We start from the raw sequence: 24,139 nt of genomic DNA, 5'->3' as shown, positions 1-24,139 counted from the left end.
CCTCAAACGGATCAGAAAACCCCATGGGACCCCTGTCTTTTCCATTCTGCTCCAGGCCGGCATCGCCATCGTTATGGTGCTGACCACCTCCTTTGACAATAAACGCAGCGACACTGATGGACCTCGTTCTCACGATCGAACGTACCGCGCGGTCCCAGAAAGGAAACGTTCGTGGTTTGGACCGCCTAGCCGAAGGCTACTCGACGATCGACTACGGTCGAGGATCTACTCCCCCGCAGCCTTTAGGGCGGCCACGACGACGTCGGATCGGCTCTCGTAGCCCGGTGAGAGGCGGAGCCGGTCCATCCGTGCGAGGAGCCCGTCGTCGAAGGCGACCTCGATATCGACTGACTCGTCAGGCGATGACATACGGTCCCCACACTCAGGGAGCATAAAACGGTATCGGCCCGAAACCGTGATCGCTGCCGGTCCACCGTGGGCGCGTCACTGATCGGACGCGAGCGCCGTCCACTCCGCGTCCGAGAGCGTCCGCTGGACGACCTCCGTATTGACTGCCTTGGCGAGCGTTCGGAACCCGGCCTCCTCGGCGCGGTCGTCGGCGTTCGCCACGAGGCGTGAAACGATGAACTCCGGCGTGGATCGGCCGACTGCACCGAACCGGGGCTGATAGTCGACTTCGAGTTCCAGATCATCGGTCAATCCTTTCGCGAAGATGCCGTCGATCCGGGCCGTCTCCGGCAGCGGTTCGAGGTCGTTCGCGAGGTGGGTGACGAAGGTTCCGATCGCCCCCTCGGTGATCGTCAGCCGAACGAGCCCGCCGAGGAGGTCCGCGGCCCGGCCCGGTTCCGTGATCGCCTCGAACTCGTCGACGAGCATCAACGTCCGGTCGCCCGAGACGAGCGGCGGGACGACCGACTGGAGCGTCGATTCGAGCACGCCGGCGTTGAAACTCGCGTGTCGCCTGTGGAACACCAGCCGATCGAGCGTCGATATCTCGGCCGTCTCGGCAGCGACCGGCAGCCCCATGTGAGCGAGGATCGCCACTTCACAGAGCGTTTCGAGGAGCGTCGTCTTGCCGCCGCTGTTGGCCCCCGTGAGCACCGTAACGCGCTCGCCGGCCGGTGCGTCGACCCCGTGATCACCAACCGCGTAGGTAATCGGCTGGACTTCGCCGCCGCCGTCGAGAATCGAGAGATTCCGAGCGCCGACGACCGCGAGTCCGTCCCCGTCGATGTACGTCGGCCGTTCTAGATCGTAGGCCGCAGCAAATCGACCCAACGAGAGTTCCCTGGCGACCCTCGTCACCGCCGGGCGGGCACGGTCGACGTCTTCGCCCGCGGTTTCGATCGCCGATTCCAACTCGGCGCGAACCTCGTCGGATCGTCGATCGATCGAACCGTCGAGATCCGATCGGAGCGCTCGGAGCGTCTCGGAGACGAACCCGGCCGCGTCGACCGCATCCCGTGCCATCGCCGATCGAACGCGTGAGGGGTCGATCGTCGTCTGCCCGCCGAGGAGTTCGACCAAGCCCTCACGGAAGGCGGCGGTGTCGTCGACGCCGCCGGAGCGCAGTTCGTCGAGAACCGCGTCGGTGTTCGCCGCCCGACGATCGACGGTTTCGCGGACGTCACGCAGTCGATCCAGTTCGTCGTCGGCCCCGCTGGCGATCCGATCGTCGCCCAGCGCGCCGAGAGCGACTGCGGCCTCGGCCAGCGCGTCGGTGTCGAGTCGGTCGATCGGTTCGAAGACGGCAGCCGAGGCGTCGAGTCGAGCGAGATCGACGGCCGCCTCGACGGCTGCGAGCCGACCGTCGGGCGATTCGTCGTACCGTTCGAACGCGTCGAAGACCGCAGTCCTGGAGTCGTCGCCCAGCAATTTCCATCCATCTCGACCCCGTTCGACGGCGTCGAGACGCGCGTCCATCTCGTCACGTTCGGTGAGCGGGGTCAGCGTCCGGAGCCGGTCGGCAGCGGCCTCGCTCACCGCGTGTGCCGCGATCGTTTCGAGGAGTTCCTTGTAAACGACCCGCGCGTCACCCGTCGCCAACAAGGCCATCCCCTCCGCGCTGTGGGCGTGCCTGAGGACGCGCGTCACTCGACTTCGATCCACGCCGGCCTCGACGAGCGCCCGCACGTCCCCCGATTCGATCGCCTCGATCGCGACCTCGGTACCGATCGAGGCTTCGAGCACCTCGCGCGTCTTCGGACCGATCCCCCAGTACTCCTCCAGTTCCATGAGCGGAGAACGGCCACTGGCGGTATTAGACTGACGGACGATACTCGGACGGGGTAAAAGACGGAGGTAAAGAGTTTTGTCCGGGTTACACGAAACGGGGAGCATGACCGACTACACCGTCGAGTTCGTCGGGACCGGAGAGACGATCACGGTCTCGGACAAACAGACGATCCTCAAGCGATGCATCGAGGAAGGCATCGCACAGGAGTACTCCTGCCGCGTCGGAATGTGTCTGGCCTGCTCGGCCGAGATCATCGAGGGTGAGGTAACACAGCCGGCCGCGCGTGGACTCACCGAGGAGGAGCGTGACTCCTACGCGCTGACCTGCATGGCCCGACCCAAATCGGATCTGAAACTCGACCGGGGCAAGTACCCACCGAGTATCGAGGAGATGGCCGCGGTAGACGAAACCGACGCGGCCGCTGCGGACGACTGACTCCCCGTTGGTACCAGTACACCAATCGATCAGCCCCCGGTTTCGGAGCTTTTAAACGATTCGCTGGCGCATTTACTATAATGGCTTTTGAGGAACTACTGAACGACCCGGTGATTCAGAAGTACCTCCACGAACTCGTCGGGCCGACGGGGATGCCCGTCGCCGCCGCGCCGCCGGACGGCGAAGTGACCGACGAAGAACTCGCGGAGGAACTCGGACTCGAACTCAACGACGTGCGCCGGGCGCTTTTCATTCTCTACGAGAACGATCTGGCCTCGTACCGGCGGCTGCGCGACGAGGATTCGGGGTGGCTGACGTATCTGTGGACCTTCGAGTACGATTCCATCCCCGAACAGCTCGAATCGGAGATGTACCGTCTCCTGGACGCACTCCACGAGCGTAAGCAGTACGAGGAAGACAACGAGTTCTACCTCTGTGGACAGTGCCAGCTGCGGTTCGAGTTCGGCGAGGCGATGGAGTTCGGCTTCGAGTGTCCGCAGTGTGGCGGCCAACTCGAAACGATGGAGAATTCACGGCTCGTCGAGGCGATGGAGATGCGGATCGAGGAGCTTCGCGAGGAGTTGAACGTCACCGACGAAACGGACGTAGACGGAGTCGCGGGCGCCTGATGGTCGTCCTCGCCACCAAAGTGTACGTTCTGGGGGAGGGCCACCGTCGGGCGATGGACTCGCTCGAATCGCTCGTCGAAAACGAACTCGGCGACCTCGAGGTGGAGTTCACCGTCGGCCTCCGTGACGACGAGTTCCCCTCGGTGACGGTTACCGGCGAGGACGCTCCGGTCGCTCGGAACCTCCTCGAGGCCGAGTGGGGTGCGATCACGCCGCACCGAACGCCCGGCGAGACCTACGTCGGAACGCTCGAATCGTGGGACGAAGATGGAGTCGTTCTCGACGCCGGCGAGTCGGTCCGAATCCCGGCGGACGAACTCGGCCTCGGTCAGGGGACGCCGGTACAGATACGCACGCGATTCGGCCTCGTTCAGCACATGCCGCTTCGCTTCGTGGAAGGCGGCGATGCGCCGAACCGTCTCGCGGACGAGGAACGCGACCGCCTCTACGAGTGGACTCGAGGCACGGGGCGTGTCAACGCCAACAGCATAACGCGAGCACAACTTCGAGCCACGGTCAACCGTGCCGGCCACGCGGAGGACATCGTCACGGTCGAACGGCTCGGCCTGCTCGAATCGAGTGTCATCTGTCGAGAGGGCACCGACGCCCCCGGCCTCCTCGCCGACATCGGTCCGTACCTCGAAGCCGAACTGCTCGCCGTCGTCCCATAGAATGTCATGAATCGCCGCCTGCTCGCCACCCTCGCGCTCGTCGCCTTCCTCGGACTCACCGGCTGTACGACCATCTTCGGGGACGACATCGGCGACCCCGCCGCCCTCTCGGGCGACGCGGAGTACAACTACGACACGGACAGAGACGCCTTCATCACGGTTAACCGGGAGAACTACACTGCCGTCTACAACGTGTCGGCAAAAGTGACCGGCGATAACGACACCATCGAGCTGTGGCGGACGAACGCGTTAACGCTCGAAACGCCACTCGAGATATCCGCACTCCAGTTCAGGTACACGAACGGCACTGTCGTCAGATACGTCGATGGTGAGCAAGTAGCGCTCCGCGAGGACGGAACCGAAGCGCCGACCGATGCACTCACCGTCGAGACCACTCGCCAGCGGACGATCGTACATCTTCCCGCTCGGGAGGGACAACTGGCGTTTACGGCCCCGAAGTCCGGTAAGGAACTCGTCGTTAGGCCGGCCGTCCACGGGAGCTACGAGGTCGCGTTGCCCCCCGACCGCGACGCGCAGGTACCGCTGTTATCGCGTGTCCGACCGTCGAACGACGCTCGGGTGGTGGTCGGCGACCGCGTCCATCTACAGTGGGACCAACTCGAAGCGTCGGCGCTGTCGATACAGTGGTACCTGGATCGAGATCTGTGGCTGTTGGGCGGGCTCGCGGCCATCGCCGGACTCGTCGGCGTAGTGGGGGCGATCTACTACTACCGAGCGATAAAACGCGCCGCAACACGGCGGGACGAGGAAGGTCTCGACGTCGACTACGAGGACGATCGGAAGGGACCCCCACCGGGAATGCGGTAGCGTCCGCGGTGGCCGGTCGTCACCCGAGCGTCGCGTCACTGCACTTATTCGCCCCGGGACCGAACGAAGCGCATGAACGTCGCGTTGGTATCCGTCGGTGACGAACTACTCTCCGGCGATACGGTGAACACGAACGCCGCGTGGCTCGGTGAGCGACTCACGGAGCGCGGAGCGTCGGTCGAGCGCGTGACAGTCGTTCCGGATCGAGTCGCGGACATCGCCCGCATCGTCAACGAACACGCCGCGGAGTACGACGCGGTGATCGTCACCGGCGGGCTCGGTCCGACGCACGACGATCTGACGATGGAGGCCGTCGCCGCGGCCGTCGGACAGTCGCTCGAACGGTCGGAACCGGTCCTCGAGTGGCTGCGGGAAAACGGCGGATACACGCGGTCTGACCTCACGGAGGGAACCACCGATCTCCCGGCAGGATCCCGCCCGCTCCACAACAGCGTCGGCGTCGCTCCCGGCTGCGTCGTAGAGAACATCTACGTGCTGCCAGGCGTTCCCACGGAGATGCGGGCGATGTTCGAATCGATCGCCGAGGCTTTCGATGGGGATCCCAAATACGTCGAATCGGTTACACTCGACGAGCCCGAGAGCGCGCTCGTCGATCGACTTTGGGAGCTTCAAGCGCAGTTCGATGTAAAGGTCGGGAGCTATCCCGGCGAAAACGTCAGAGTAAAGATCGAGAGTACCGACCGAGCGGCCGTCGAGGAAGCCGCCGAGTGGCTACGGGAAAACGGGGTCATCGCGGAGACAGGGCAGTAGTACGATTAGCGGTAGAGATACCAGAGCCATCCGACCGTGATCGCGAGGCTCGCGAGCAGTACGGCCCAGCCCGCGGCGTCGATAATGACCGGACTGTCTTCGAGGGCCTGCATAATGAGGTTCATGTACCGGCGTTGCCGCCCAGGGGTTATTAATCGGTTCCTTTTGTTCGAGCGATCGTGGATCGAACCCCGAGACTGACCACACACGGACACCGGTCGGTTTTTCCCCCGGCGACGCGGAGAATACGTATGCGACTCGTTGGGCTCGTCGTTAATCCGATCGCCGGAATGGGTGGCAGGGTCGGATTGAAGGGGACCGACAACAAGGTCGAAGAGGCCCGACACCGCGGTGCGGAACCGCGCTCCCCGCAACGAGCCCGCGAAGCCCTCGAACATCTCAAAAAACAGCCGGAGGCGATCGAGTTGTACGTCTTCGGTGGGATGATGGGTGAGGACGAAGCGGTCGCGGCCGGCTTCTCTCCGATCGTAGTCGGATCCCCCGAGCGCGAGGAGACGAGTGCTGATGACACCCGGGCGGCCGTCCGGTGTTTCGTCGAGAGGGACGTCGATATCATTCTCTTTGCGGGGGGAGACGGGACGGCGGTCGATGTCGCGGAAACGCTCGAGGCACTCGACGACGAAACGCCCGTTCTCGGCATTCCCAGCGGAGTGAAGGTCTACTCGTCGGTCTTCGCCGTCACTCCCAGAGCGGCCGGTCGCATCGCGGCGACGTTCGATCGGACCGAGACCCGCGAAGTCAACGATATCGACGAGGACGCCTATCGAGGAGGAGAGGTGAACACCGAACTGAAAGCGCTCGCGACCGTTCCCGTCGGCGACGAGATCCAATCGTCCAAGCAGATCGGGGGAGGGAGCGTCGAAGCGCTCGCAGCCGCCGTTGCGGCCGCGATACGCGAAGCTGATGCGACGTACGTACTCGGTCCGGGATCGACCCTCGACGCCGTCAAAGCCGAACTCGGGATAGACGGCTCACCGCTGGGCGTCGACGTCTGGCGGGACGGAGACGTGTTGGCCCGCGACGGCGGCGAAGCGGAGATCATCGAAGCGTTGGGCGAGCGGAACGTGATCGTCGTGACCCCGATCGGCGGTCAAGGGTTCATCTTCGGTCGCGGCAACGATCAGATCTCACCGGACGTTATCCGCCGCTCGGAAATCGAGATTATCGCTTCCAAACAGAAGCTCTCCGACATCGGAGTGTTGCGTGTCGATACCGGTGATCCGGAACTCGACAGGGAGCTGCGCGGCTGGCGGCGAGTTCGGGTCGGGAAGTTCGAAAGACAGCTGTTGAAAGTCGTTTAGGTTTCGGTCGAGGATCGAGCGCCACAGGCCGTACAGCGGCGGATCTCCGCGCCGTTTTCGGTCTCGAGTATCGTGTCCGGGAGCCCACACTCCGGACAGAGGACGTAGTCGTCGGCGTACGACTCGATCGCGTCCTCGATTCGCCCCCGTCGGAACTCTCCCGTCAGCCGGAGTCGTCCCCGATCGTCGATCGTCGCGCTCGTCCCGAGTTCGTTTTGGAGATACTTCATCAGGTGTGTGGCCTCGCGGTCGAATACGTCGAGCGTCCGCTGGAAGTTCTCGTACACCGTGACGTTCCCCTCCTGCTGTACGTCGGGGGCGGGAATCGAAAAGCGCCTCGTGGCCTCCTCCATTTCGGGAGTCGATTCGAGTGCCCGGTCGAGTCTCTCATCGTACTCCATACGTTAATTACGATGTCGAGTAAAAAAAATGTTCAGCCGGGGCCAAAGCGATCGATGTCCGAACGTAGCACCGAAAACGCCGAATTTCAGCGCGTCAGGTCATCAGAAACGTGTTAACTTGTGTCAGGATACTACTATATGCCCTGAGTCGCTACGCGAAGACGACTATGAAAAAGCAGGAGCTCATTCACCTCCACGGCCTGCTCGCAGAGGTATGTAACCACTACGAGCAGATGGCAGAATGTAACGTAGAACACGCGAAATACACCGAACTCGGTGTACGACCCACCTCGATTCACAAATCGAAAACGGATCACAAAACCGCCGTTTTCGCCCTTGCGGACGGTATCACAGAAGAGATGGAGCGCGAGACGGAGCCGGCCGTCTCGGCTGCCGCCGACTGAATCGCCACCGCGACGTTCTAAAGAACGCAGTCAAACCGACGAGCTACGGCATTGCGATCCGCTCGAGGTTGTAACGGCGCACGGCGATATCCGTGGCGCGCGCCGGCTCACTCGTCTAAGAGGTCCTCGAACTCCGGTAGTACGTCGTCATCGCTATCTTCCTCGTCACCCGCTCGGCTTTCGTCTCCCCCGTCCGAAGTGGATTCTTCCTCGTCATCCTCATCGCCATCGTCTTCGATCACTTCGACTTCGAGGACCTCGAGCGGGATATTCCGGAGCCGCTGTCCGATCTCCTTGCGGGCGATTCGCGACGCGTGTTCGTCGTGTTCGACGTTGAATACGGTCATTTCGAGCTCCAGGGCCACGAGTCCCTCGTCGGCGGCGATAAACGCCGTCTCTTGGGACTCCCCGCAGTGCGGACAGGTCCGTTCCCCCATGTTGATCTCTACGTAGTTGAGGTCGGGATTCAACATCTCCCCGGTTTTCGAAATCGCGATTCGAACCGCCTCATCGGCTGTTCCTACGTCGTATACGGGGACCGCGGCTTCGACGACAACTCGGCAGTCCATGGTATGGTATTGCGTCGCCTGGGACAAGAACCTTCGCCCCCACAGTACGGCGGGGGTCAGGTGCGGAGATCCGACCGAACGCATTCGAAAGGTCGAACACGCCCCGACGCGTGCGGGGAGTATGGAGACCGGTAGCCGTCCGATCGAGTCTTTCGACGGCGGATTCGACCTGCGGACCACACTCGAAAGCGGTCAGTCGTACCTGTGGCGGCGAGAGGACGGGCGAATGTATCAAGAAGCGACGAACGGATCCCCGTGGTACTACACCGTCCTTCCGGAGACCGTAACGGAGACGAACGAGCCGGAAGTCATCCGCGTCCGACAGACCGACGAACGGCTCGAGTGGGAATCCTCGAGCCCGAAAGCCTACGCGCGGCTCGAACACCTGTTACGGCTCGACGATGACCTCGATTCGATCGTCGAGGCCACACCGGACGATCCGCTCGTCGACAGCGCCTACGAGGCCCACCGCGGACTGCGACTCGTTCGCGACCCGCCGTTTGGGTGCCTGATCTCGTTTATTTGTTCAGCACAGATGCGCGTCGGGCGAATCCACCGGATGCAGACGGCGCTCGCGGATGCGTACGGCGAAACGGTCGGCTTCGACGGGAACGAGTACAGCGCGTATCCGACGCCCGATAGCTTGGCGCAGGCAACCGAAGCCGAACTTCGCGAGCTCTCGTTGGGATATCGCGCACCGTACGTCCAGCGCACTGCCGAGATGGTCGCGGCGGCCGAGGCGCATCCAAACGAAGCCGCCGAATTCGAGTACGAGGCCGCCCGGGAGTCGTTGACCCGGTTCGTCGGCGTGGGCGACAAGGTGGCCGACTGCGTGCTCCTGTTCTCGCTCGGCTATTTGGAGGCCGTCCCGCTGGATACGTGGATCCAAAGCGCGATCGAGGAACACTACCCGGACTGTGAGCGCGGAAGCTACACCGAGACGTCCAGAGCGATCCGAGCACAGTTCGGCGGGACCTACGCCGGGTACGCACAAACGTACGTGTTTCACCACCTCCGAACCGGCGACGGCGCCTGATCGACGCCGGGCGTCGTCGACCGCGTCGGAGGGATTTTGCATCCGCACCGTCAACCGTCGACCATGGCCGATCGAGTGCGCGCACACGTAGTCATTTCGGGCCGCGTACAGGGCGTTTATTACCGCGCGACGACGCGAGACGCCGCACGCGAGACCGGCGTCGACGGATGGGTTCGAAACCTCGAGGACGGTCGCGTCGAGGCGGTCTTCGAAGGCGACAGCGACTCCGTCGAAACGATGATCGAGTGGTGTGCCACCGGGAGCCCGAACGCGCGCGTCGACGACGTATCCGTCGAGTACGCCGAGCCGAGTGGCCTCGAGGGGTTCGAAATCAGACGGTGACCGAGACTCGATCGCCGTCTCGCCCCCACGACGGCACAACGGTTAGTGCGATTCGGTGAGAAGTCGAGATATGATCTCGAGTACCGAGATGGCGGTCGTGGACGAGAACGCTGAAGCGCTCGGCGTGCCACGCGAGCAGCTGATGGAATCGTCGGGGAACGCCGTCGCGCGCGTCGTCCGTGAGATCGCAGATCCGGGGACGTCGATCGCGTTGGTCTGTGGGCGTGGGAACAACGGCGGTGACGCGTTCGTCGCGGCCCGGTTTCTCTCGGAACACGACGTTCGAGTTCACCTCCTCGGCCGTCCCGAAACGATCTCGACCGACATCGCCCGGCGAAACTGGATGGCGCTCGAACGGGCTGAAATCGACCGCCAGACGGTTGAGGACTCGACCGCAATCGATCTCCGTTCTCCAGACGTCATAGTCGACGCGATGCTCGGAACCGGCGTGACCGGTGCGCTCAGAGAGCCGGAAGCGACCGCGGCGGTAGCCATCAACGCCGCGGATTCGACAGTCGTTGCCGTCGACGTACCCTCGGGGATAGACGCCGATACGGGTGAGAGCGACGGCCTCGCCGTCGACGCCGACCACGTGGTTACGTTCCACGACGAGAAGCCCGGACTTCGGAATCTGGACGTCGACGTGACGGTCGCGCACATCGGTATTCCAGACGCCGCAGAGCGGTTCGTAGAACGCGGGGATCTCCGTCGACTCTCACGCGATCCCAACGCCCACAAAGGGGACTTCGGGCGCGTCCTCGTCGTCGGGGGGGGCCCGTACACCGGCGCGCCAGCTCTCTCCGCGCGAGCCACACTCCGATCGGGGGCCGATCTGGCCTACGTCTCCTGTCCGGAGACGATCGCGAGGGAGGTGCAAGGATACAGTGAGAACCTGATCGTCGAACCGCAGACGGGCGAACGGCTCGATCCATCCAACGTACCGCAACTGCTCGAACTGGCGGCGAAAATGGACTCCGTGGTGTTTGGGCCCGGCCTCGGTGACGCCGACGAAACGCTGGATGCGGTCGAGGCGTTTCTCACCGCGTTCGACGGCACAGCGATCGTCGACGCCGACGCACTCCAGGTGGTACCACGTGTAGAGACGGACGCGACGCTTCTGTGTACGCCTCATCAGGGGGAGCTCGAAGCCATGGGTGGAACGACGGCAAAGGACCCTTACGAGCGCGCCGAACTCGTCGAGTCGTTTGCCCTGGAACTCGGCGTGACGCTTCTGGTGAAGGGGGCGTACGACGTGGTTTCCAGCGGGGGGCGAACCAGACTCAATCGAACGGGAAATCCAGGCATGACCGTCGGCGGAACCGGCGACGTCCTCGCCGGCGTGACCGGTGCGATGGCCTGCGTTTTCGAACCGATACACGCGGCGGCGATCGGCGCGTACGCGAACGGGCGCGCCGGGGATATCGTCGTCGAAGAGAACGGATACGGACTGCTGGCGACGGACCTCCTCGACGCGCTGCCCGCGGCGCTGTGGCCGGAGGCATCGAGCGTATCGTAGGACTTCACAGATGTCCCGCGAGAACTGAGAGACGCCACCGGAGGAGGTGACCGACGTGTCCCGATGGTTTCTTCGCCGCTCGGTCGTAGGCTGACGCATGAGCGACGAATCCGACCTCACACACGTCACCGACACCGGTGACGCACAGATGGTCGATGTCGGCGACAAACCGGACAGCGCGCGCAGAGCGGTCGCGCGCGGACGAATCGACCTCCGTTCCTCGACGATCGAGGCGATTCGCACGAACGAACTCGAGAAGGGCGACGTCCTCGCCGTCGCCCGCGTCGGTGCGATCAACGCGGTCAAGCACACCTGGGAAGCGATTCCGATGTGCCATCAGATCCCGATCACGAACGTCGAGACGGAGTTCGCCGTCGAAGACGCGGGCGTCGAACTCACCGTCGCCGTCGAGACAACCGGGAAGACCGGTTGTGAGATGGAGGCTCTCGAAGCGGTCACGACCGGGTTGAACGTCGTGTGGGACATGGTGAAGTCCGCCGAAAAGAGCGGTGACGGGCAGTATCCGGAGACGCGAATCACGGACGTAGAGGTCGTCTCGAAGGAAAAGCGAACCAAATCGTAGACGAGACACGCATACTGTGACTCGGTCACTCCGCAGGGGCGACCGACAGTTCCCGCGCCTTGGCGCGAGCCTGCTCTATGATCGCCGGGCGCGCCTCGAACTCGAGGACGACGTCGTCGCCGTACTCGACGTCCTCGACGTGCGCGTGGTCGTGAACCCACGACACCAGACTCATGGTCTCGTCGGTCATTGGAGCGACGAGTCGTTCGCGACGCCACTCGGGTAACTCCTCGTCGATCCGCGCTCGCAGGTCGTCGATCCCGAGTCCCGCCTTCGCGCTGATGACGATCGCATCCGGTGCTAACGCCGCGAGCGCATCCCGCTTCGTCTCCAACTCGCCGTCGTCGACGAGATCGGCTTTGTTCAACACCGTGACTATCGGGGCCTCGTTGCGTTCGTACAGCGTGTCGTGACACGTCACGAGTTTCTCTCTGATCTCTTCGATGGGATCGGAAACGTCGACGACGAGCAACACGAGGTCGGCCCGATACACCTCCGACAGCGTCGATCTGAACGATTCGACGAGCCAGTGTGGGAGGTCGGAGACGAAGCCGACGGTATCGGTCACCAACACGTCGCGTCGGTCGAACTCGGCGCGTCGGGTCGTCGTCCCGAGAGTCGTAAACAGTTGGTTTTCGGACTCCGCAGTCGTATCGAGATCCGGGTGTAATCCCTCGTTTTCGTCGATCGAGAGATCACTCGCCAGCCGTCGCAGCAACGTCGACTTCCCTGCGTTCGTATAGCCGGCGAGGGCGACGAGATCGAACCCCGACTGGCGACGCTGTTCTCGACGGTGGGCCTCCGTCTGCTCGATCCGCTCTAGCTCGTCGCTGATCCGGCTGATCTGGGCTTTGATATCTCGTTCACGGGATTCGTCGTACTCACCGAGGCCCATGAATCCCGGTCGCTCGTCGCGCCTCGCGAGCGACGCCTTCGCCTCGGCCCGCGGCAACTCATAGCGGAGTTCGGCCAGTTCGACCTGGAGTTGCGCCTTCTTGGTCTGTGCGCGCTGGCCGAAGATATCGAGGATGAGTCTAAATCGATCGATGACCTCGACACCCTCGGGCAGTTCGTTTCCCAGATTAAACGTCTGGTAGGGGCCGAGACGGTTATCGAAGATCACCGTCGTCGCATCGGTTTCGACGACGAGATCCGCGAGCTCGTCGACCTTCCCCGCCCCGAGACAGAGCGCCGGATCTTCCGTTCGCTCCTGTGATACCTCGCCGAAGACGGTATACCCGGCCGCTGTGGCCAGGTCTCGTATCTCAGCCGTGTCCGGGTAGCCGTCGTCGTTCCGCTTTGCGACGACTGCCCGACCGTTCGTTCCAGTCACTCGATCGAACGTACGTCGCCACGCTATTTAACTTTCAGGCGGGACGGCACAAACGGTCTCTGGCTACCGGGTCCCGATCTCGTCTTCGTCCTTGACGATTCGGGTTTCGGCCTCACCGCTCGTGTGCTCGTTGACTAACTCGTAGAACTCGTTTTGTAGACCAGCGGGGAATCGAACGACACCGACCCAGGAGCCGTCCGACTGCCACTCCTCCCGTTCGAGTTCACCGAACTGCCGAACCTGGGCCTGCGCGCTGCCGGCGTACTCCGCCGGTAGCTGGACGGCCATAACGATCTCGTCGAACCGAATGGGGAGGACGGGACGAAGCGCCTCGAGTGCGTCGTCGACCTGGTTTTCGATCGGCTCCATCGGATCGATTTTGAACCCCGCCTCCTCGAGGGCGCGCTCGATCCGTTCGGGCGGATGCGGTGCGTCGTCCATCTGTGGGTTGACCGCGTTACGGGAGATCATGTTGACGAGTTGTCTGTGCTTCTGTTCTTGCATCTCGCGGCGCTGTTCGGCCGTGATCTGTATCTCCCCGCGATTTATTACTTCCGGGATGATTTCGAGCGGATCGGTCGTCTCGAAGACCTCGGTGAGGGAGTCCTCCGGCGGTCGGTCGCCCGTCGAGGCGTCCTCGAAGACGTCCTCGGCCGCGATCACGTCTTCGAGGACGCCGTCGAATTCCCCGCGTTTGATCGCCAGCGCGGCGTCCGGGTCGACGAGCACTTCGAACCGCTGGCCGTGGGATTCGAGCCGGGCCGTCACCGCTTCGTCAAGAGATATCATACGTACCGGTACGCGTGGCGGAAAATAAAAGATGTTCCCAAACGCACCGGACCGTGCCGTTACTCGTCGGCGTCCGCTTCGCCCTCGTTCTCGTCGTCTTCGGCGGCGAGGAGGTCGTGTTCCGTGAGATACGCCTCTATCTCTTCGTCGGTTCGCTGACGGAAGCCCTCGTCCCCGACGGAGATCGTTGCGAGACCGATCCCTTCCGGCGTGAGCTCGCCGTCGTTGACGGAGGCGAGCGCTTCCAAGGCGAGTCCGACCCCAGCGTCGAGGTCGAGTTCCTCGCTGTAATGTTCCTCGAGGTAATCTTCGATGTCGCCGCGGTCGGCTCCGACGGCCAGCGCCTGCCACTCGTAGGGGGTCCCGGAGGGGTCCGTCTCGTAGAGACGCGGCTCGCCGTCCTCGATTCCACCGATGATCAACGCGACGCCGAAGGGCCGTGCGCCACCGACCTGCGTGTACTGCTGGATGTGGTCGGTGACGGATTTCGTCAGCGTCTCGACGCCGATCGGTTCGTCGTAGCGAAGTTGATTGACCTGTGCCTGACGGCGCGCGAAGTCGATAAGCTGACGTGCGTCGGCCACGTGGCCGGCGCTCGCGATACCGATGTGGTCGTCGGCTTTGTGGATCTTCTCAACGCTTGTCCGCTCCATTAGTGGTGAGCGGATGCGTTTGTCCACGACCAACACGACGCCATCCTTCGTTCGGATACCGATTGACGCCGTGCCTCGTTTGACCGCCTCGCGCGCGTACTCGACTTGGTACAGACGGCCGTCCGGCGAGAAAATGGTGATTCCCCGGTCGTACGCCTGCTGCTGCGATTGTCCCTGCATTGTTAGTTGTCGCGGATATCGAGTGCTGTCGCGCCCACGGTGCCGTCCGAAAGCCCGAGGTCGATCCGGTCGTTCCGGATAACGGCAGGCTCGGAGGCACCCGCGAACGCAACGGTTCTCTCTTCAATTTCTACCTGCGGACGCCGTATATACTTTTCTTCACAGGCTCGTACCGTCCCACTAACGCCGCGGACGAACAGGCCGATCGGTCGGCCCTCGATCTCGTCGATCGTCGCCAACACGGCACGGAGCCGCTCGACCTCGCCCCGGCGAACCCGGATGACAGCGGTCCCGTCACCCGCCTCGAATCGAAATCCGAACAAGCTCGTATCGAGCGCTGCACTCCCGACGTCCCCGATGAGGTTCTGCGTCGCGAACCACAGCGTGCGCTGGAACGAACGACGGTCTACGTCTACGCTCGGGTGTGACTCGAGCTCGATGGCGAGATATCGCCACCGCGGACGGACGTGCTTCGGCAGGTGTTTCACTGGGCGGCGTTCGGGGACAGCGCACAAAGTTCCGACGATCGAGGACAGACGAACGCGTCGGGTGTTATCTGTCGTGGGAGGGCGCTACAACCTCGCGGTTCAGCGCCGGTGATACAGCACCCGCACGTAGCTTCTAAGCGGTTCTGTGGCGTACTGGACGCCGACCGAGGCGGGCTATCCACCCTCTGCTACTGAGACAATACCGGGAGTCGCCCGTTCGTCGCCGAAGACACCCCTTCCATCGGACGAACAGGGTACAGAAAGCAAGGGCTACCCCTGAATCCCCGTCCCGTCTCACGACAGGAGAGAGGGGTGACGGTAGCGTGGCACTGTGAACATTCTTTCGGGGAGGTGAAGGCGTAACTCTCCCAGACCACCAAGCCTCCGCTCGTGGGAAACCCCGTCGTTCACCGTGAGAGGATGTCACTCCTCGTGTCCACACCGGCTTTCGCGTTTGGCCTCCCCGTCTCCTTGGTCACCTGGGACGATTCGGACACCGGGTTCGACGAACGTTTCCGATTGCCGCTCCCGGTTACGTGAAGCGATCTCTCCCCAGGCTCGTACCCCCCCAACGATCGCTTCGCGGTCGAAGCCGATCGTCTCTCCGAGTGCGATCAGCTCACGAGGACCACGGAGCTGGAGATGTGATCGCGCATCAGCGGACACGACGTACGGTGCATCGTACTGCTCGACGAGTTCTCGGAGTTTGCGGAGGTCGGAGATCGCTTCGACTCTGGGACCACCGTCGGCTCTGAGGACGCGAGAGAGGTTGAATTCCACGTGAACGCCGTTTTCAGCGGCACTCCTCGCGAGAACGTGGTTCACGTCGCCGCCGTCCATCGGATGAGCTAGCACGTCGACCTGTGGCTGCTCGAGAGCGAACCGGTTCAACGCGCCGCCGTGCACGCAGACGACCGTCCGCTTCGAGCGGTAGTTGCCGATCAACCCGCTCGCGCGTCCGGGATCTTCGGTCCTGATCTCGATTCCGGAGACGACCTCGATATCGTACTCGCTGGCGATACCGCCCGCGTCGTAGGTGGCCTGTGCGTCCCCGTGATTTCGAATCACGATACCGTCGTACCCGTATCTCGCCGCGGTCTTCGCGAGGCGGGCAACCGTGGCCGATCCGTCGGGATACGCGTGGACGGCTTCGTACATACGGTCCCGTGGACGCTGTGGCCCTTTGCTGTTGTGTCTCGATCGCCCAATTCGCGGGAAACTCGATCCGGAGCAGCGATCAGTACTCCAAATCTTCCGTATAATAGTCGAGTGCTAACACCGCAACCACACCGACGACTGCCGGGATGACGACAACGGCGACGGTCGCCGGTGAAACGGTCGCGACGTTGGCGCTGACCTCGTGGATCGGTAGTCTGAGCGCACCGATCATGAGACTGACGAGGAAGACGAACGTCGCCTCACGGTAGCTGTTCAGCGCCGCCCGGACGGCGTATGCCACCGAGAAGAGCCCGACGACCGCGCCCGAGGCGAAGACGACGAACGGAACGAGCGAGTCGACGAGCGGATTCATGTTCCCGCCGAACGCGTCGAGAAGTCCCGCGAACACCCGCCTCGGGATCCCGCTCACGTACTCGTATTGGCCCATTATGAGGAGTAAAAACGCCCCGGAGATCCCGGGGAGGATCATCGCCGAGATCGCGATCGCGCCCGCCACGAACAGTATCGGGAGTGTTGTCGTGCCCGTACTGGCGAGCGAAGGGTCGGTAATGGAAAACGCGAGGAGGAATCCGATTGCGGCCGCGATGATCCGTCCGGGAGTGCCGATCTCGACGTACCGGTAGAGGACGATCGCCGACGCCCCGATGAGTCCGAAAAAGAACGCGTACGTCGGTGCCGGATACTGCGTCACCGCGACGTTCATCGCCGTGGCCACGGTCGCTGCGGCCGAGAGCGCACCTGCACCGAGCGCGAGTAGAAACGGAACGTCCGCGTGGACGAGATCGGCGGCGAGAGCAGCCCGCCCATCGGCCGTGCGGATCGTCCGAAGATGTCGAAGGAACGCCGGATCGAGCGCCGTCAGCGCCGCGATCAGCCGCTCGTAGATCCCCAAGATAACGGCGATCGTGCCGCCGGAGACGCCGGGGACCGTGTCGGCCGAACCCATGCAGACGCCCTTGAGGTACACCACGAGCCACGCGCGGACGCCACTCGCCCGGTTCATTCAGGTATCTGTGCTGCCCGACTCGATTGGGCACCGTCGCCATCGGTCGTCGAGCCACCGTCGGTCGATCCATCCCTATCGGAGCCGTCTGCTGGCCTGATTTCTGGCGTCTGAAGCTCGACGGTGACCGGCGTCTCGTCGTCGCCGACGACTTGTGCCTCCGTCACGTCCGACTCACCGATCGCAGGGGCGTCGGGCGCGACAAACTGATAACTGCTGTTGGCCCGAACGTCGACGTTTGTGTGGCCGTTTTCGGGACCGTACTCGTCGTAACCGGTCGTCGAGTATGGGACGGTCATCTCGAAGTTACCGTCGGCGTCCGTCTCGGCGTACTGGGTGTACGTGAAGTTCTGCCCCGTCGATCGGATCTCCATCTCGACGGATGCCCGTACCTCGGTGTCCGCAGGACCACTCCCTTCGACAGTGGCGCCGTCGACGCGCTCGAACGTCTTCACCCACGAGTCGTATCCGTTGACCGGCTGCCGACCGAGGACCCGATCGAAGGGTGACGACGCGACCGGACCGCCGGCGTGGACCAACCGGAAGTGTTCGAGCGCCTCGACCCGTTCTGACGGCTGGCCGAAGACGCCGCCGTGGAAGACGCTCGGGTTGTTTTCTGCCGCCTCGCTGGCCTCCTCGGCGCTTTCGTGCTCCTCGAGGAGGTCATCGACCGTCGTGGCGTCCTCCGGGAGCGTCGCGATCCCGTCTTCCTCGAAATACTCTCCGAAGTTGAGCGTCACGGTTCCGGGATCCCGGGCGCTGCCGTGGAACTGATACATCCGCACGCGCATGCTCTCGTAGCCGCGCTGGGTGTGGGCACCGTAAACCTGGCTGAGTTCACCAGTCGCCTCGTTCTGCTGGACCACATTTATACCGACGTCGTTACTCGAGACGTCGTGACGCGACTCGAAGGCGGTCGGGGCTCCGTACTTTTGCGTTCCCGCGTAGCCGAGTTGGTAGTCGACCATCACGTACTGGGCACTCTCGCCGTCGGGTTGATCCTCTTCGAGGATGTCGACGGCCTCGTCCTCCTCGTCGGCGAGCAGGAAGTCGGCTGATTCGGTCGCGTGCTGCTGGAACGGGTTCGCGACCGGGATTCGCTCCCCGCGTGTCGTTATGTAGTGGCCGTAGTCCCACCACGCGAGCACGCCGTACTCGCCCGCTTCGTACTCGAAGTCGTCGGTGTTCTCGTAGGTGCCGTAGTAGTCCAGTCTGGGATCGTCACCGGTTCCGTACGATCCGACTTCAGGCGTCTCCTCGGAGAGCCAATCGAGGCTCTCGGTCCACTGGTCGATCTCGCCGGGTTGAGACGCCCCGTCAGCGGTCGATAGCGTCGCGCCCGTCGCGACGATCGGACCGGTGATCACGAACAGGATCGCGATAACGATGAGCATCTGGTACGGTTTGATCCGTGTTATGTCTGTCCGGACGTTGTCGAGATCGATGAACTGGTAAATCCATCCGACGATGTATGCGTTCCCCGCCCCGATAGCGATCGCGAGGTAGTAATCGAACCGGTTCTGCGTGAGCGTGAACACGAGCATGAACGCGGCGAAAACGACTATCAGGAGGTGCTCGGCGCGCGCTCGATCGCGCGAAAATTGATGAAACAGTGCGAGCCCGAAACCGACCACCGCGGTATAAAAGCCCAGCCCGTAGTTCCCGTAAAAGAACGAGACCGGGTTGGCCACCGCCTGCGCCTCCCCGACCGTCGCGGCCGTGTCCGTGGAGCCGAATCCGGCGACGCGTTCGAACTGCGTGACGAAGAAGTCAAACGCCTCCGGGGAGACGACCGCAACGACCCCGATGAGAACGACGCCCACGCCGACGATGCCGGCCGGATACGCGATTCTCTGGAGATCGCGTCCCTCCCACTGGCGGGCGACGCCGGCCATGAAAATCGCACCGCCGGCGACGGCGAGCGCGAACAGCGGGTGCAGAACCGAGTAGTCGGTCGCATCCAACCCGATCACTTGGATGAACGGGAGGAGCAACACCGCCGCCGTTACCATCGCGACCACCGAGGGGATCGCGACGTGATCGGGGCTGTGGCCCTGCACGAACTCGATCGAGAGCACGACGAAGAGGAACGCACCGAAGACGCCGAAGAGGAAGACCGCCGGCGGCCAGTTCAACACTGCGAGCACGAGCGCGATCCCGAAGGCGACCGCCCACTTGGCGGGTTCGCGGAGGAGTTCGAATTCCCGGGTTTGGACGAACTCGTAGATCGGCTGCTCGCGCTGGGCGACCGAGAGCATCTTCATACCGAGGACCAGCGCGATGAGAGTGAAGAACGCCTCGGCGATGTGGTGATCGAACGATCCCGCGACGCTGTAACTGAGAAACCGACCGGGAGTGATCGCGAGCACGACGACGGCGATGATCCCGCCGAATCGCCCGCCCAGACGCTTCCCGACGAGATACATCGGGATCGCACACAGCGCGGCGAGGACGGGGATCGCGAACAGCGTGGTGAGGACGACGGTCTCTTGGGAAGGCGATCCGAGACCGATCACCAACGCGGCGGTCGCCACCAGTTGGTCGAGGATCGTCCCGAACTGTCCGACGCGCGTCCCGGTGTCGAAGCCGGTCCACGGATCGAACGGCATCGTGAACGGGAAGTTCTCGATGACGTAGTTCGTCGACCTGTAGTGGTAGTACCCATCGTTCCCCCGGTAGAGCGGCTGTCCGTCCGAGTCGATGTGATTCGAGTAGTTTCGCGCCCGAACCCACAACATAAAGACCATGAGGGCTGCGAGGACGGGGATGTGGTACAGACGATATACGGTGTCGATCTGCGACTCGTACCCGTCGAGTCGCTCTTCGATCGCCTCAAACCGCTGGCTCATTGAACGGACACACTGTCAAAACGCGCATAAGCCTTTTCCATTACGCTTCGAAAGGGGTCCCCGACTGGACGCACCCGTGCGACGACTGACCGTCGTGGTCACCACTTCGGCGGCTCGAGGCCGGCCTCTTCGAGCAGGTCTTTCCATCGGTTTTGGACGGTGAGTCTGGAAACGCCGACCGCGTCCGCCACGGCCGACTGTGACCGTCGATCTCCGGCGATGAGCGCGCCCGCATAGAGGCTGGCCGCGACCGTCGCACGCTTGGACCGATCCGCCACCGGAACCGTCGAGAGGAACAGATCGGTCGCTCGGGACTTCGCTTCGCCGCCCAGATCGAGTCGCTCGGCCGCGTCGTCGATGGTGGCCAGCCACTCCTCGTTTTCGACCTGGTCCCGGGCGCGGTACATACGTGATGGTGAGACGGAGAGATATATAAATGGTCCGTGGCAATGTGCAGTCGATCCACGGGGATTTCCGGCTCAGTACCACCCGCTGGGGCCCACACACAAATCCGCGCTTTTTTAAATACTCCCGGACGAACCGGATGGCGTACGGGAAATGGGCGACGAGACCGGTGGGAAGCGGGGGATGGCCGCGGTTCCGTGGGATTCCGCGGCGCTGTATCTGATACTCGCGAGTTCGCTCATCGGTGTCATGGGAGTCTCGCTCATCAGTCCGATCCTCCCCGACCTCCGAGTAGCGTTCGATGTCACCGACTCGCAGGTCGGGCTCGTCATTACGGTCTACACCCTGCCCGGCGTGTTTTTGACGCCGTTTATCGGACTGATAGCCGATAGGATCGGCCGGCGTCGCGTCATCATTCCACTTTTATTTATATTCGGCATCGGCGGCGCAGGAATCGCCTTCGCGGGGAGTTTCACGCAGGTTCTCGCCTTCCGATTCCTGCAGGGAATCGGCGCGAGCGCCCTCGTCACGCTCGCCGTAACGCTCATCGGGGATTTCTACGACGGTGCTCAACAGAACGCCGTGATGGGGCTCAACTCGAGTACGATCGGGACCGGCGCGGCGATGTATCCACTGATCGGCGGCGCGCTCGCCGGCATCCGCTGGAGCTTCCCGTTTCTGTTCTACGGGATCGGCATACTCGTGGGACTCGTCGCCGTCGTATTCCTCCCCGAACCCGACGGAAGCGCGGCTAGCGACGTTCGGACCTATCTCGGTGGCCTCCGTGATGTCGTCGCGGATCCGAAAGCACTCGCGATATTCAGCGCTATCTTCGTCGTCTTCTTCGTCTTTTACGGCGCCGTCCAGACCGTCCTTCCGCTCCTTTTAAGCGACGAGTTCGCCCTCTCGTCGGGGGAGATCGGGCTCACGTTGGCGATGGTGTCCATCGCCAGCGCGGCGGTTTCATCGCAGTACGGTCGGATTTCGGAGTGGCGCACCGCTCCCGAGCTGATCGCGCTCGGGTTCGTCGCGTACGGATGCAGTCTGGTCGGGGTTTGGATCGCCACGTCACCGATCGGCGTCGGCGTCTCGTTACTCGCGTTCGGCGTCGGATTCGGCCTCGTGATGCCATCCATCGACACCACGATCATAACCGCCGTCTCCGGTCGACTTCGGGCGGGGATGATGGGAATGCGAACGAGCGTCCTCCGACTCGGACAGACGCTCGGTCCCGTGTCGTTCACGTACCTCGCTGAGGGCTCGTTCGCCACGCCGACCAGGGGGTATCGTCTGCTTCTCGTCACGTGCGGCATCGCGATCTTCGTCGTTGGTGCGGGCGCGTACCCCCTCCTGAGAAGCGGACCGTAGGCCCAACGGATAGCGAACGGTTCCCGCACGAATCGGGACTACTGCGCCGTGATCCGGAGATCGTGGTTCTGTGTCTAGTCTTATCGCTTCGCCGGTGGAAAGCGACTCGGCTGGTAAAGTTCGGGCGCGCGGGGAGGATGGGGAAATCCGAGGCCGTCGGAGCGCGCCCAGCGGGGAGACGTCGCGAATCGCCATAAATCCACGTCAGACGGGCGTGTGACCCGCGTGCGATGGCTGTCCGGTGAGGGCGAATGGCACTCGCAAGTAACTCAAAACAGTTACACGAACGACTAGGATACACTTGTACCGCTTCTGGAAATACTCTTCACGAACCGCGTATAAGCGTGTTCGTGTCGACCGAATCTCGTTTCCAGATATTTCGACCGCTCGAATTTAGCACCGGTGAGGTAACTGGCGCGATAGGAGATTCGATTACGGTGCTTCCCCTCGTCGTCTCCCTCGGATTGCTGACACCGGCCTCGCTTCCGCATCTACTCGTCGGATTCGCGGTCTTTCAGGTCGTCTGGGGATGTATATATGGCGTTCCGCTGTCCGTCGAACCGATGAAGGCCCTCGCCGGACTCGCGATCGCCGGCGGGATCACGTACGGCGAACTCGTCGCCGCGGGGCTGCTCGCCGGAGGATCGCTGCTTGTCGCCGGGCGACGAAACTGGCTCCGACACGTGAGCGGCGCGTTCGGTGAACCGGTCGTTCGCGGCGTTCAGTTCGCTGTGGCGTGTCTGCTCGTCGTCGCCGCCGTCGATCTGGTCGTCGCCGCGCCAGCCGCGGCCGGCGTCGGCATCGTCGCCGCCGCGCTGATCGCTCTCGTGTCGCGACGCGCGGTCGCACTCGCACTCCTCGTCATCGGTGGGCTCTGGGCGTTCGCGGTCGTCGGCGCTCCGCAACCGACGTTCCCCGAGATGGGACTCTTCCCGACCGGCGAACCGACGGTCTCAGGCGCCGCCATCGAAGGGCTCACCGCACAACTTGCGATGACTGTCGGGAACGCCGCTATCGCCACCTCGTTGCTCCTCTCGGATCTCTACGACGTGGACGTGTCAGCCGATCGGCTCGCCGAGAGTATGGGCGTTATGAACCTCATAGCGGTTCCCTTCGGGGCGCTCCCGATGTGTCACGGTTCGGGCGGCCTCGCGGGGAAGTACGCCTTCGGAGCGCGCACGGGAACGGCGAACATCGTCGCGGGCGCGCTGTATCTCGGACTCGCGCTCGTCTCGGGGCTCCTGATCGCGTTCCCGATGGCGCTTCTCGGTGTCCTCCTGCTGGTGGTCGCCGCATCGCTCGCCCGCGTCGCTCTCGGTTCGACCGATCGACCGCTGTTCGTCGTCTCCATCGGGGGGCTCGCCGTCGTAACGAACGTCGGCGTCGCGTTCGTTGCCGGATTGGTGTGGTGGCACTTCCGCGGGTGAAGTTTTTGTTCCGTCCGCGACTCCGTCCGTGTATGTCGTGGACGGAACTGTTCGAACGGGCGGATGCCTACGAGACTGACGCCGATGAGATACAACGCACCCTTCGGGAGCGTCGTCGTCGTGAGTGAAGAACGCAAACCCGACCCGACCCGTATCGTCGTGGATGCGGACGTGCTCGCCGCGGATCTGCTCGTCGGTGGATCGGCGCGACGGACGATGGACGTCCTCCGAACGCACTCGTGGCTCGAACTGGTCGCGACCGATCCGCTCCTCGACGACGCGGAGGCGATCATCGGGTCACTCGCTGACCGCGAATTGGCGAGCGCGTGGCGGGGCGAAATCGAGACGCTCGCCATCGTCGTCGACCAACCCCCCGGCGACCATCCGGCGTTGGCGGCTGCTTATCGGGGGAACGCGGCACACGTTGTAACGTTCGAGGAGACCCTTCGGAGCCCGGAAGCGGGGGCGAACCTCCGCGGCCTATTCGACGTGAGCGTTCGATCCCCCGACGCGTTCGTCTCCGTGGTCGATCCCGCGGCGATCTACGAACTCGTCTTCGAGGAGGCGTATCCGGGCCCCAACCGGGACGTTCGGTGACCGCGGTCAGTGCGTACGCGACGCGACCGGCGAGCACTATCGGTCCCCTCGGTCCGACGAACCGCCAAATCGGAGAGCGAGAAAGGCGGGGCGGTAGCTGCCTTGCGTCTCGAACCAGAGCCTCGCGGTGGGCGGGGAGATCAATCCGGCGATCGCGAGGGAAA

At 63.3% G+C, this 24,139-nt stretch carries 26 protein-coding genes; 14 read left to right on the top strand and 12 right to left on the bottom strand.

Features of this window, described 5'->3' with window-relative positions; all coding sequences use genetic code 11:
• Positions 1-225 precede the first annotated feature (225 nt).
• Positions 226-369, bottom strand: coding sequence for a hypothetical protein (locus R6U53_RS08545; protein ID WP_410321938.1), 144 nt, complete (start codon positions 367-369; stop codon positions 226-228).
• Positions 370-444: 75 nt separating this feature from the next.
• Positions 445-2,196: a DNA mismatch repair protein gene (locus R6U53_RS08540; protein ID WP_410321937.1), complete on the bottom strand. Its 1,752-nt coding sequence runs from the start codon at positions 2,194-2,196 to the stop codon at positions 445-447.
• 103 nt (positions 2,197-2,299) lie between these two features.
• Here R6U53_RS08540 and R6U53_RS08535 point away from each other — a divergent pair, with 103 nt between their 5' ends.
• The 6 genes from R6U53_RS08535 (at position 2,300) to R6U53_RS08510 (ending at position 6,853) form a co-directional block, all read left to right on the top strand.
• Positions 2,300-2,632, top strand: coding sequence for a 2Fe-2S iron-sulfur cluster-binding protein (locus tag R6U53_RS08535; RefSeq protein ID WP_410321935.1), 333 nt, complete (start codon positions 2,300-2,302; stop codon positions 2,630-2,632).
• 80 nt (positions 2,633-2,712) lie between these two features.
• A complete protein-coding gene (locus R6U53_RS08530) occupies positions 2,713-3,261 on the top strand; it encodes a transcription factor (RefSeq protein WP_410321934.1) in 549 nt (182 codons plus the stop codon).
• Positions 3,261-3,932, top strand: coding sequence for a DUF2110 family protein (locus R6U53_RS08525; protein WP_410321933.1), 672 nt, complete (start codon positions 3,261-3,263; stop codon positions 3,930-3,932). Before R6U53_RS08530 ends, R6U53_RS08525 begins: the two co-directional genes overlap by 1 nt.
• Before the next feature lie 6 nt (positions 3,933-3,938).
• A complete protein-coding gene (locus tag R6U53_RS08520) occupies positions 3,939-4,760 on the top strand; it encodes a DUF5803 family protein (RefSeq protein WP_410321932.1) in 822 nt (273 codons plus the stop codon).
• A 72-nt stretch (positions 4,761-4,832) separates the two neighbouring features.
• Positions 4,833-5,531, top strand: a complete 699-nt coding sequence (locus R6U53_RS08515; protein ID WP_410321931.1) for a competence/damage-inducible protein A — start codon at positions 4,833-4,835, stop codon at positions 5,529-5,531.
• Positions 5,532-5,782: 251 nt separating this feature from the next.
• A complete protein-coding gene (locus tag R6U53_RS08510; protein WP_410321930.1) occupies positions 5,783-6,853 on the top strand; it encodes an ATP-NAD kinase family protein in 1,071 nt (356 codons plus the stop codon).
• Here R6U53_RS08510 and R6U53_RS08505 read toward each other — a convergent pair.
• Positions 6,850-7,254 (bottom strand): translation initiation factor IF-2 subunit beta, encoded by a 405-nt coding sequence (locus R6U53_RS08505; protein ID WP_410321929.1) that lies wholly within the window; start codon positions 7,252-7,254, stop codon positions 6,850-6,852. The two genes, R6U53_RS08510 and R6U53_RS08505, sit on opposite strands and share 4 nt — an antisense overlap.
• A 167-nt stretch (positions 7,255-7,421) precedes the next feature.
• On the opposite strand from R6U53_RS08505, the gene R6U53_RS08500 reads away from it, so the two are divergent.
• Positions 7,422-7,658 carry a UPF0058 family protein gene (locus R6U53_RS08500; RefSeq protein ID WP_410321928.1) on the top strand — a complete coding sequence of 79 codons (237 nt, stop codon included), beginning with the start codon at positions 7,422-7,424 and terminating at the stop codon, positions 7,656-7,658.
• Positions 7,659-7,765: 107 nt separating this feature from the next.
• Here R6U53_RS08500 and R6U53_RS08495 read toward each other — a convergent pair whose 3' ends face one another.
• Positions 7,766-8,227 (bottom strand): DUF555 domain-containing protein, encoded by a 462-nt coding sequence (locus R6U53_RS08495; protein WP_410321927.1) that lies wholly within the window; start codon positions 8,225-8,227, stop codon positions 7,766-7,768.
• A 121-nt stretch (positions 8,228-8,348) separates the two neighbouring features.
• Here R6U53_RS08495 and R6U53_RS08490 point away from each other — a divergent pair, with 121 nt between their 5' ends.
• The 4 genes from R6U53_RS08490 (at position 8,349) to moaC (ending at position 11,704) form a co-directional block, all read left to right on the top strand.
• The gene (locus R6U53_RS08490; RefSeq protein ID WP_410321926.1) at positions 8,349-9,263 is read left to right on the top strand and encodes a DNA-3-methyladenine glycosylase family protein; all 915 of its coding nucleotides are present in this window, start codon (positions 8,349-8,351) and stop codon (positions 9,261-9,263) included.
• Between the two features lie 63 nt (positions 9,264-9,326).
• Positions 9,327-9,605: an acylphosphatase gene (locus R6U53_RS08485; protein ID WP_410321925.1), complete on the top strand. Its 279-nt coding sequence runs from the start codon at positions 9,327-9,329 to the stop codon at positions 9,603-9,605.
• Positions 9,606-9,675: 70 nt separating this feature from the next.
• Positions 9,676-11,121, top strand: a complete 1,446-nt coding sequence (locus tag R6U53_RS08480) for an NAD(P)H-hydrate dehydratase (protein WP_410321924.1) — start codon at positions 9,676-9,678, stop codon at positions 11,119-11,121.
• Between the two features lie 97 nt (positions 11,122-11,218).
• A complete protein-coding gene (moaC, locus tag R6U53_RS08475; RefSeq protein ID WP_410321923.1) occupies positions 11,219-11,704 on the top strand; it encodes a cyclic pyranopterin monophosphate synthase MoaC in 486 nt (161 codons plus the stop codon).
• A gap of 25 nt (positions 11,705-11,729) precedes the next feature.
• Here the strand turns inward: moaC and hflX are convergent, their stop codons facing one another.
• The 8 genes from hflX to R6U53_RS08435 form a co-directional block, all read right to left on the bottom strand.
• The gene (gene hflX, locus R6U53_RS08470) at positions 11,730-13,037 is read right to left on the bottom strand and encodes a GTPase HflX (protein ID WP_410321922.1); all 1,308 of its coding nucleotides are present in this window, start codon (positions 13,035-13,037) and stop codon (positions 11,730-11,732) included.
• A gap of 63 nt (positions 13,038-13,100) precedes the next feature.
• Positions 13,101-13,826: a ribosome assembly factor SBDS gene (locus R6U53_RS08465; RefSeq protein WP_410321921.1), complete on the bottom strand. Its 726-nt coding sequence runs from the start codon at positions 13,824-13,826 to the stop codon at positions 13,101-13,103.
• Between the two features lie 59 nt (positions 13,827-13,885).
• The gene (gene psmA / locus R6U53_RS08460) at positions 13,886-14,659 is read right to left on the bottom strand and encodes an archaeal proteasome endopeptidase complex subunit alpha (protein ID WP_410321920.1); all 774 of its coding nucleotides are present in this window, start codon (positions 14,657-14,659) and stop codon (positions 13,886-13,888) included.
• A 2-nt stretch (positions 14,660-14,661) separates the two neighbouring features.
• Positions 14,662-15,147, bottom strand: a complete 486-nt coding sequence (locus R6U53_RS08455; protein ID WP_410321919.1) for an Rpp14/Pop5 family protein — start codon at positions 15,145-15,147, stop codon at positions 14,662-14,664.
• A gap of 423 nt (positions 15,148-15,570) precedes the next feature.
• Positions 15,571-16,305, bottom strand: a complete 735-nt coding sequence (locus tag R6U53_RS08450) for an RNase P subunit p30 family protein (protein ID WP_410321918.1) — start codon at positions 16,303-16,305, stop codon at positions 15,571-15,573.
• Between the two features lie 79 nt (positions 16,306-16,384).
• Complete coding sequence (locus R6U53_RS08445; protein WP_410321917.1) at positions 16,385-17,329, bottom strand: DUF368 domain-containing protein; 945 nt, start codon at positions 17,327-17,329, stop codon at positions 16,385-16,387.
• On the bottom strand, positions 17,326-20,178 hold the full coding sequence (locus R6U53_RS08440; RefSeq protein WP_410321916.1) for an oligosaccharyl transferase, archaeosortase A system-associated: 2,853 nt from the start codon (positions 20,176-20,178) through the stop codon (positions 17,326-17,328). The genes R6U53_RS08445 and R6U53_RS08440 overlap by 4 nt, the downstream gene beginning before the upstream one ends.
• A 98-nt stretch (positions 20,179-20,276) precedes the next feature.
• The gene (locus R6U53_RS08435; protein ID WP_410321915.1) at positions 20,277-20,585 is read right to left on the bottom strand and encodes a transcription initiation factor IIB family protein; all 309 of its coding nucleotides are present in this window, start codon (positions 20,583-20,585) and stop codon (positions 20,277-20,279) included.
• A 151-nt stretch (positions 20,586-20,736) separates the two neighbouring features.
• On the opposite strand from R6U53_RS08435, the gene R6U53_RS08430 reads away from it, so the two are divergent.
• The 3 genes from R6U53_RS08430 to R6U53_RS08420 all read left to right on the top strand — a co-directional run bounded on the left by R6U53_RS08430 (position 20,737) and on the right by R6U53_RS08420 (position 23,975).
• Positions 20,737-21,951 (top strand): MFS transporter, encoded by a 1,215-nt coding sequence (locus R6U53_RS08430; protein WP_410321914.1) that lies wholly within the window; start codon positions 20,737-20,739, stop codon positions 21,949-21,951.
• 344 nt (positions 21,952-22,295) lie between these two features.
• Positions 22,296-23,378: a putative sulfate/molybdate transporter gene (locus R6U53_RS08425; protein WP_410321913.1), complete on the top strand. Its 1,083-nt coding sequence runs from the start codon at positions 22,296-22,298 to the stop codon at positions 23,376-23,378.
• Between the two features lie 84 nt (positions 23,379-23,462).
• Positions 23,463-23,975 (top strand): PIN domain-containing protein, encoded by a 513-nt coding sequence (locus R6U53_RS08420; RefSeq protein WP_410321912.1) that lies wholly within the window; start codon positions 23,463-23,465, stop codon positions 23,973-23,975.
• Positions 23,976-24,139 lie beyond the last annotated feature (164 nt).

Source organism: Natronomonas sp. (assembly GCF_046483325.1).
Classification (GTDB): Archaea; Halobacteriota; Halobacteria; order Halobacteriales; family Haloarculaceae; genus Natronomonas.
The sequence above is the reverse complement of the archived record's forward strand: the minus strand, read 5'-3'. Positions and strand labels throughout refer to the sequence as shown.

Excerpts from the sequence above, each read along its gene's own strand:
- R6U53_RS08500 (WP_410321928.1), top strand. The coding sequence starts at position 7,422 with ATGAAAAAGCAGGAGCTCATTCACCTCCACGGCCTGCTCGCAGAGGTA.
- R6U53_RS08515 (WP_410321931.1), top strand. The coding sequence starts at position 4,833 with ATGAACGTCGCGTTGGTATCCGTCGGTGACGAACTACTCTCCGGCGAT.
- R6U53_RS08490 (WP_410321926.1), top strand. The coding sequence starts at position 8,349 with ATGGAGACCGGTAGCCGTCCGATCGAGTCTTTCGACGGCGGATTCGAC.
- R6U53_RS08530 (WP_410321934.1), top strand. The coding sequence starts at position 2,713 with ATGGCTTTTGAGGAACTACTGAACGACCCGGTGATTCAGAAGTACCTC.
- R6U53_RS08505 (WP_410321929.1), bottom strand. The coding sequence starts at position 7,254 with ATGGAGTACGATGAGAGACTCGACCGGGCACTCGAATCGACTCCCGAA.
- R6U53_RS08450 (WP_410321918.1), bottom strand. The coding sequence starts at position 16,305 with ATGTACGAAGCCGTCCACGCGTATCCCGACGGATCGGCCACGGTTGCC.
- R6U53_RS08465 (WP_410321921.1), bottom strand. The coding sequence starts at position 13,826 with ATGATATCTCTTGACGAAGCGGTGACGGCCCGGCTCGAATCCCACGGC.
- R6U53_RS08485 (WP_410321925.1), top strand. The coding sequence starts at position 9,327 with ATGGCCGATCGAGTGCGCGCACACGTAGTCATTTCGGGCCGCGTACAG.
- moaC (WP_410321923.1), top strand. The coding sequence starts at position 11,219 with ATGAGCGACGAATCCGACCTCACACACGTCACCGACACCGGTGACGCA.
- R6U53_RS08480 (WP_410321924.1), top strand. The coding sequence starts at position 9,676 with ATGATCTCGAGTACCGAGATGGCGGTCGTGGACGAGAACGCTGAAGCG.
- R6U53_RS08440 (WP_410321916.1), bottom strand. The coding sequence starts at position 20,178 with ATGAGCCAGCGGTTTGAGGCGATCGAAGAGCGACTCGACGGGTACGAG.
- R6U53_RS08420 (WP_410321912.1), top strand. The coding sequence starts at position 23,463 with ATGAGATACAACGCACCCTTCGGGAGCGTCGTCGTCGTGAGTGAAGAA.
- R6U53_RS08535 (WP_410321935.1), top strand. The coding sequence starts at position 2,300 with ATGACCGACTACACCGTCGAGTTCGTCGGGACCGGAGAGACGATCACG.
- R6U53_RS08520 (WP_410321932.1), top strand. The coding sequence starts at position 3,939 with ATGAATCGCCGCCTGCTCGCCACCCTCGCGCTCGTCGCCTTCCTCGGA.
- R6U53_RS08510 (WP_410321930.1), top strand. The coding sequence starts at position 5,783 with ATGCGACTCGTTGGGCTCGTCGTTAATCCGATCGCCGGAATGGGTGGC.
- R6U53_RS08435 (WP_410321915.1), bottom strand. The coding sequence starts at position 20,585 with ATGTACCGCGCCCGGGACCAGGTCGAAAACGAGGAGTGGCTGGCCACC.
- R6U53_RS08525 (WP_410321933.1), top strand. The coding sequence starts at position 3,261 with ATGGTCGTCCTCGCCACCAAAGTGTACGTTCTGGGGGAGGGCCACCGT.
- R6U53_RS08540 (WP_410321937.1), bottom strand. The coding sequence starts at position 2,196 with ATGGAACTGGAGGAGTACTGGGGGATCGGTCCGAAGACGCGCGAGGTG.
- R6U53_RS08445 (WP_410321917.1), bottom strand. The coding sequence starts at position 17,329 with ATGAACCGGGCGAGTGGCGTCCGCGCGTGGCTCGTGGTGTACCTCAAG.
- R6U53_RS08430 (WP_410321914.1), top strand. The coding sequence starts at position 20,737 with ATGGGCGACGAGACCGGTGGGAAGCGGGGGATGGCCGCGGTTCCGTGG.
- R6U53_RS08495 (WP_410321927.1), bottom strand. The coding sequence starts at position 8,227 with ATGGACTGCCGAGTTGTCGTCGAAGCCGCGGTCCCCGTATACGACGTA.
- R6U53_RS08545 (WP_410321938.1), bottom strand. The coding sequence starts at position 369 with ATGTCATCGCCTGACGAGTCAGTCGATATCGAGGTCGCCTTCGACGAC.
- psmA (WP_410321920.1), bottom strand. The coding sequence starts at position 14,659 with ATGCAGGGACAATCGCAGCAGCAGGCGTACGACCGGGGAATCACCATT.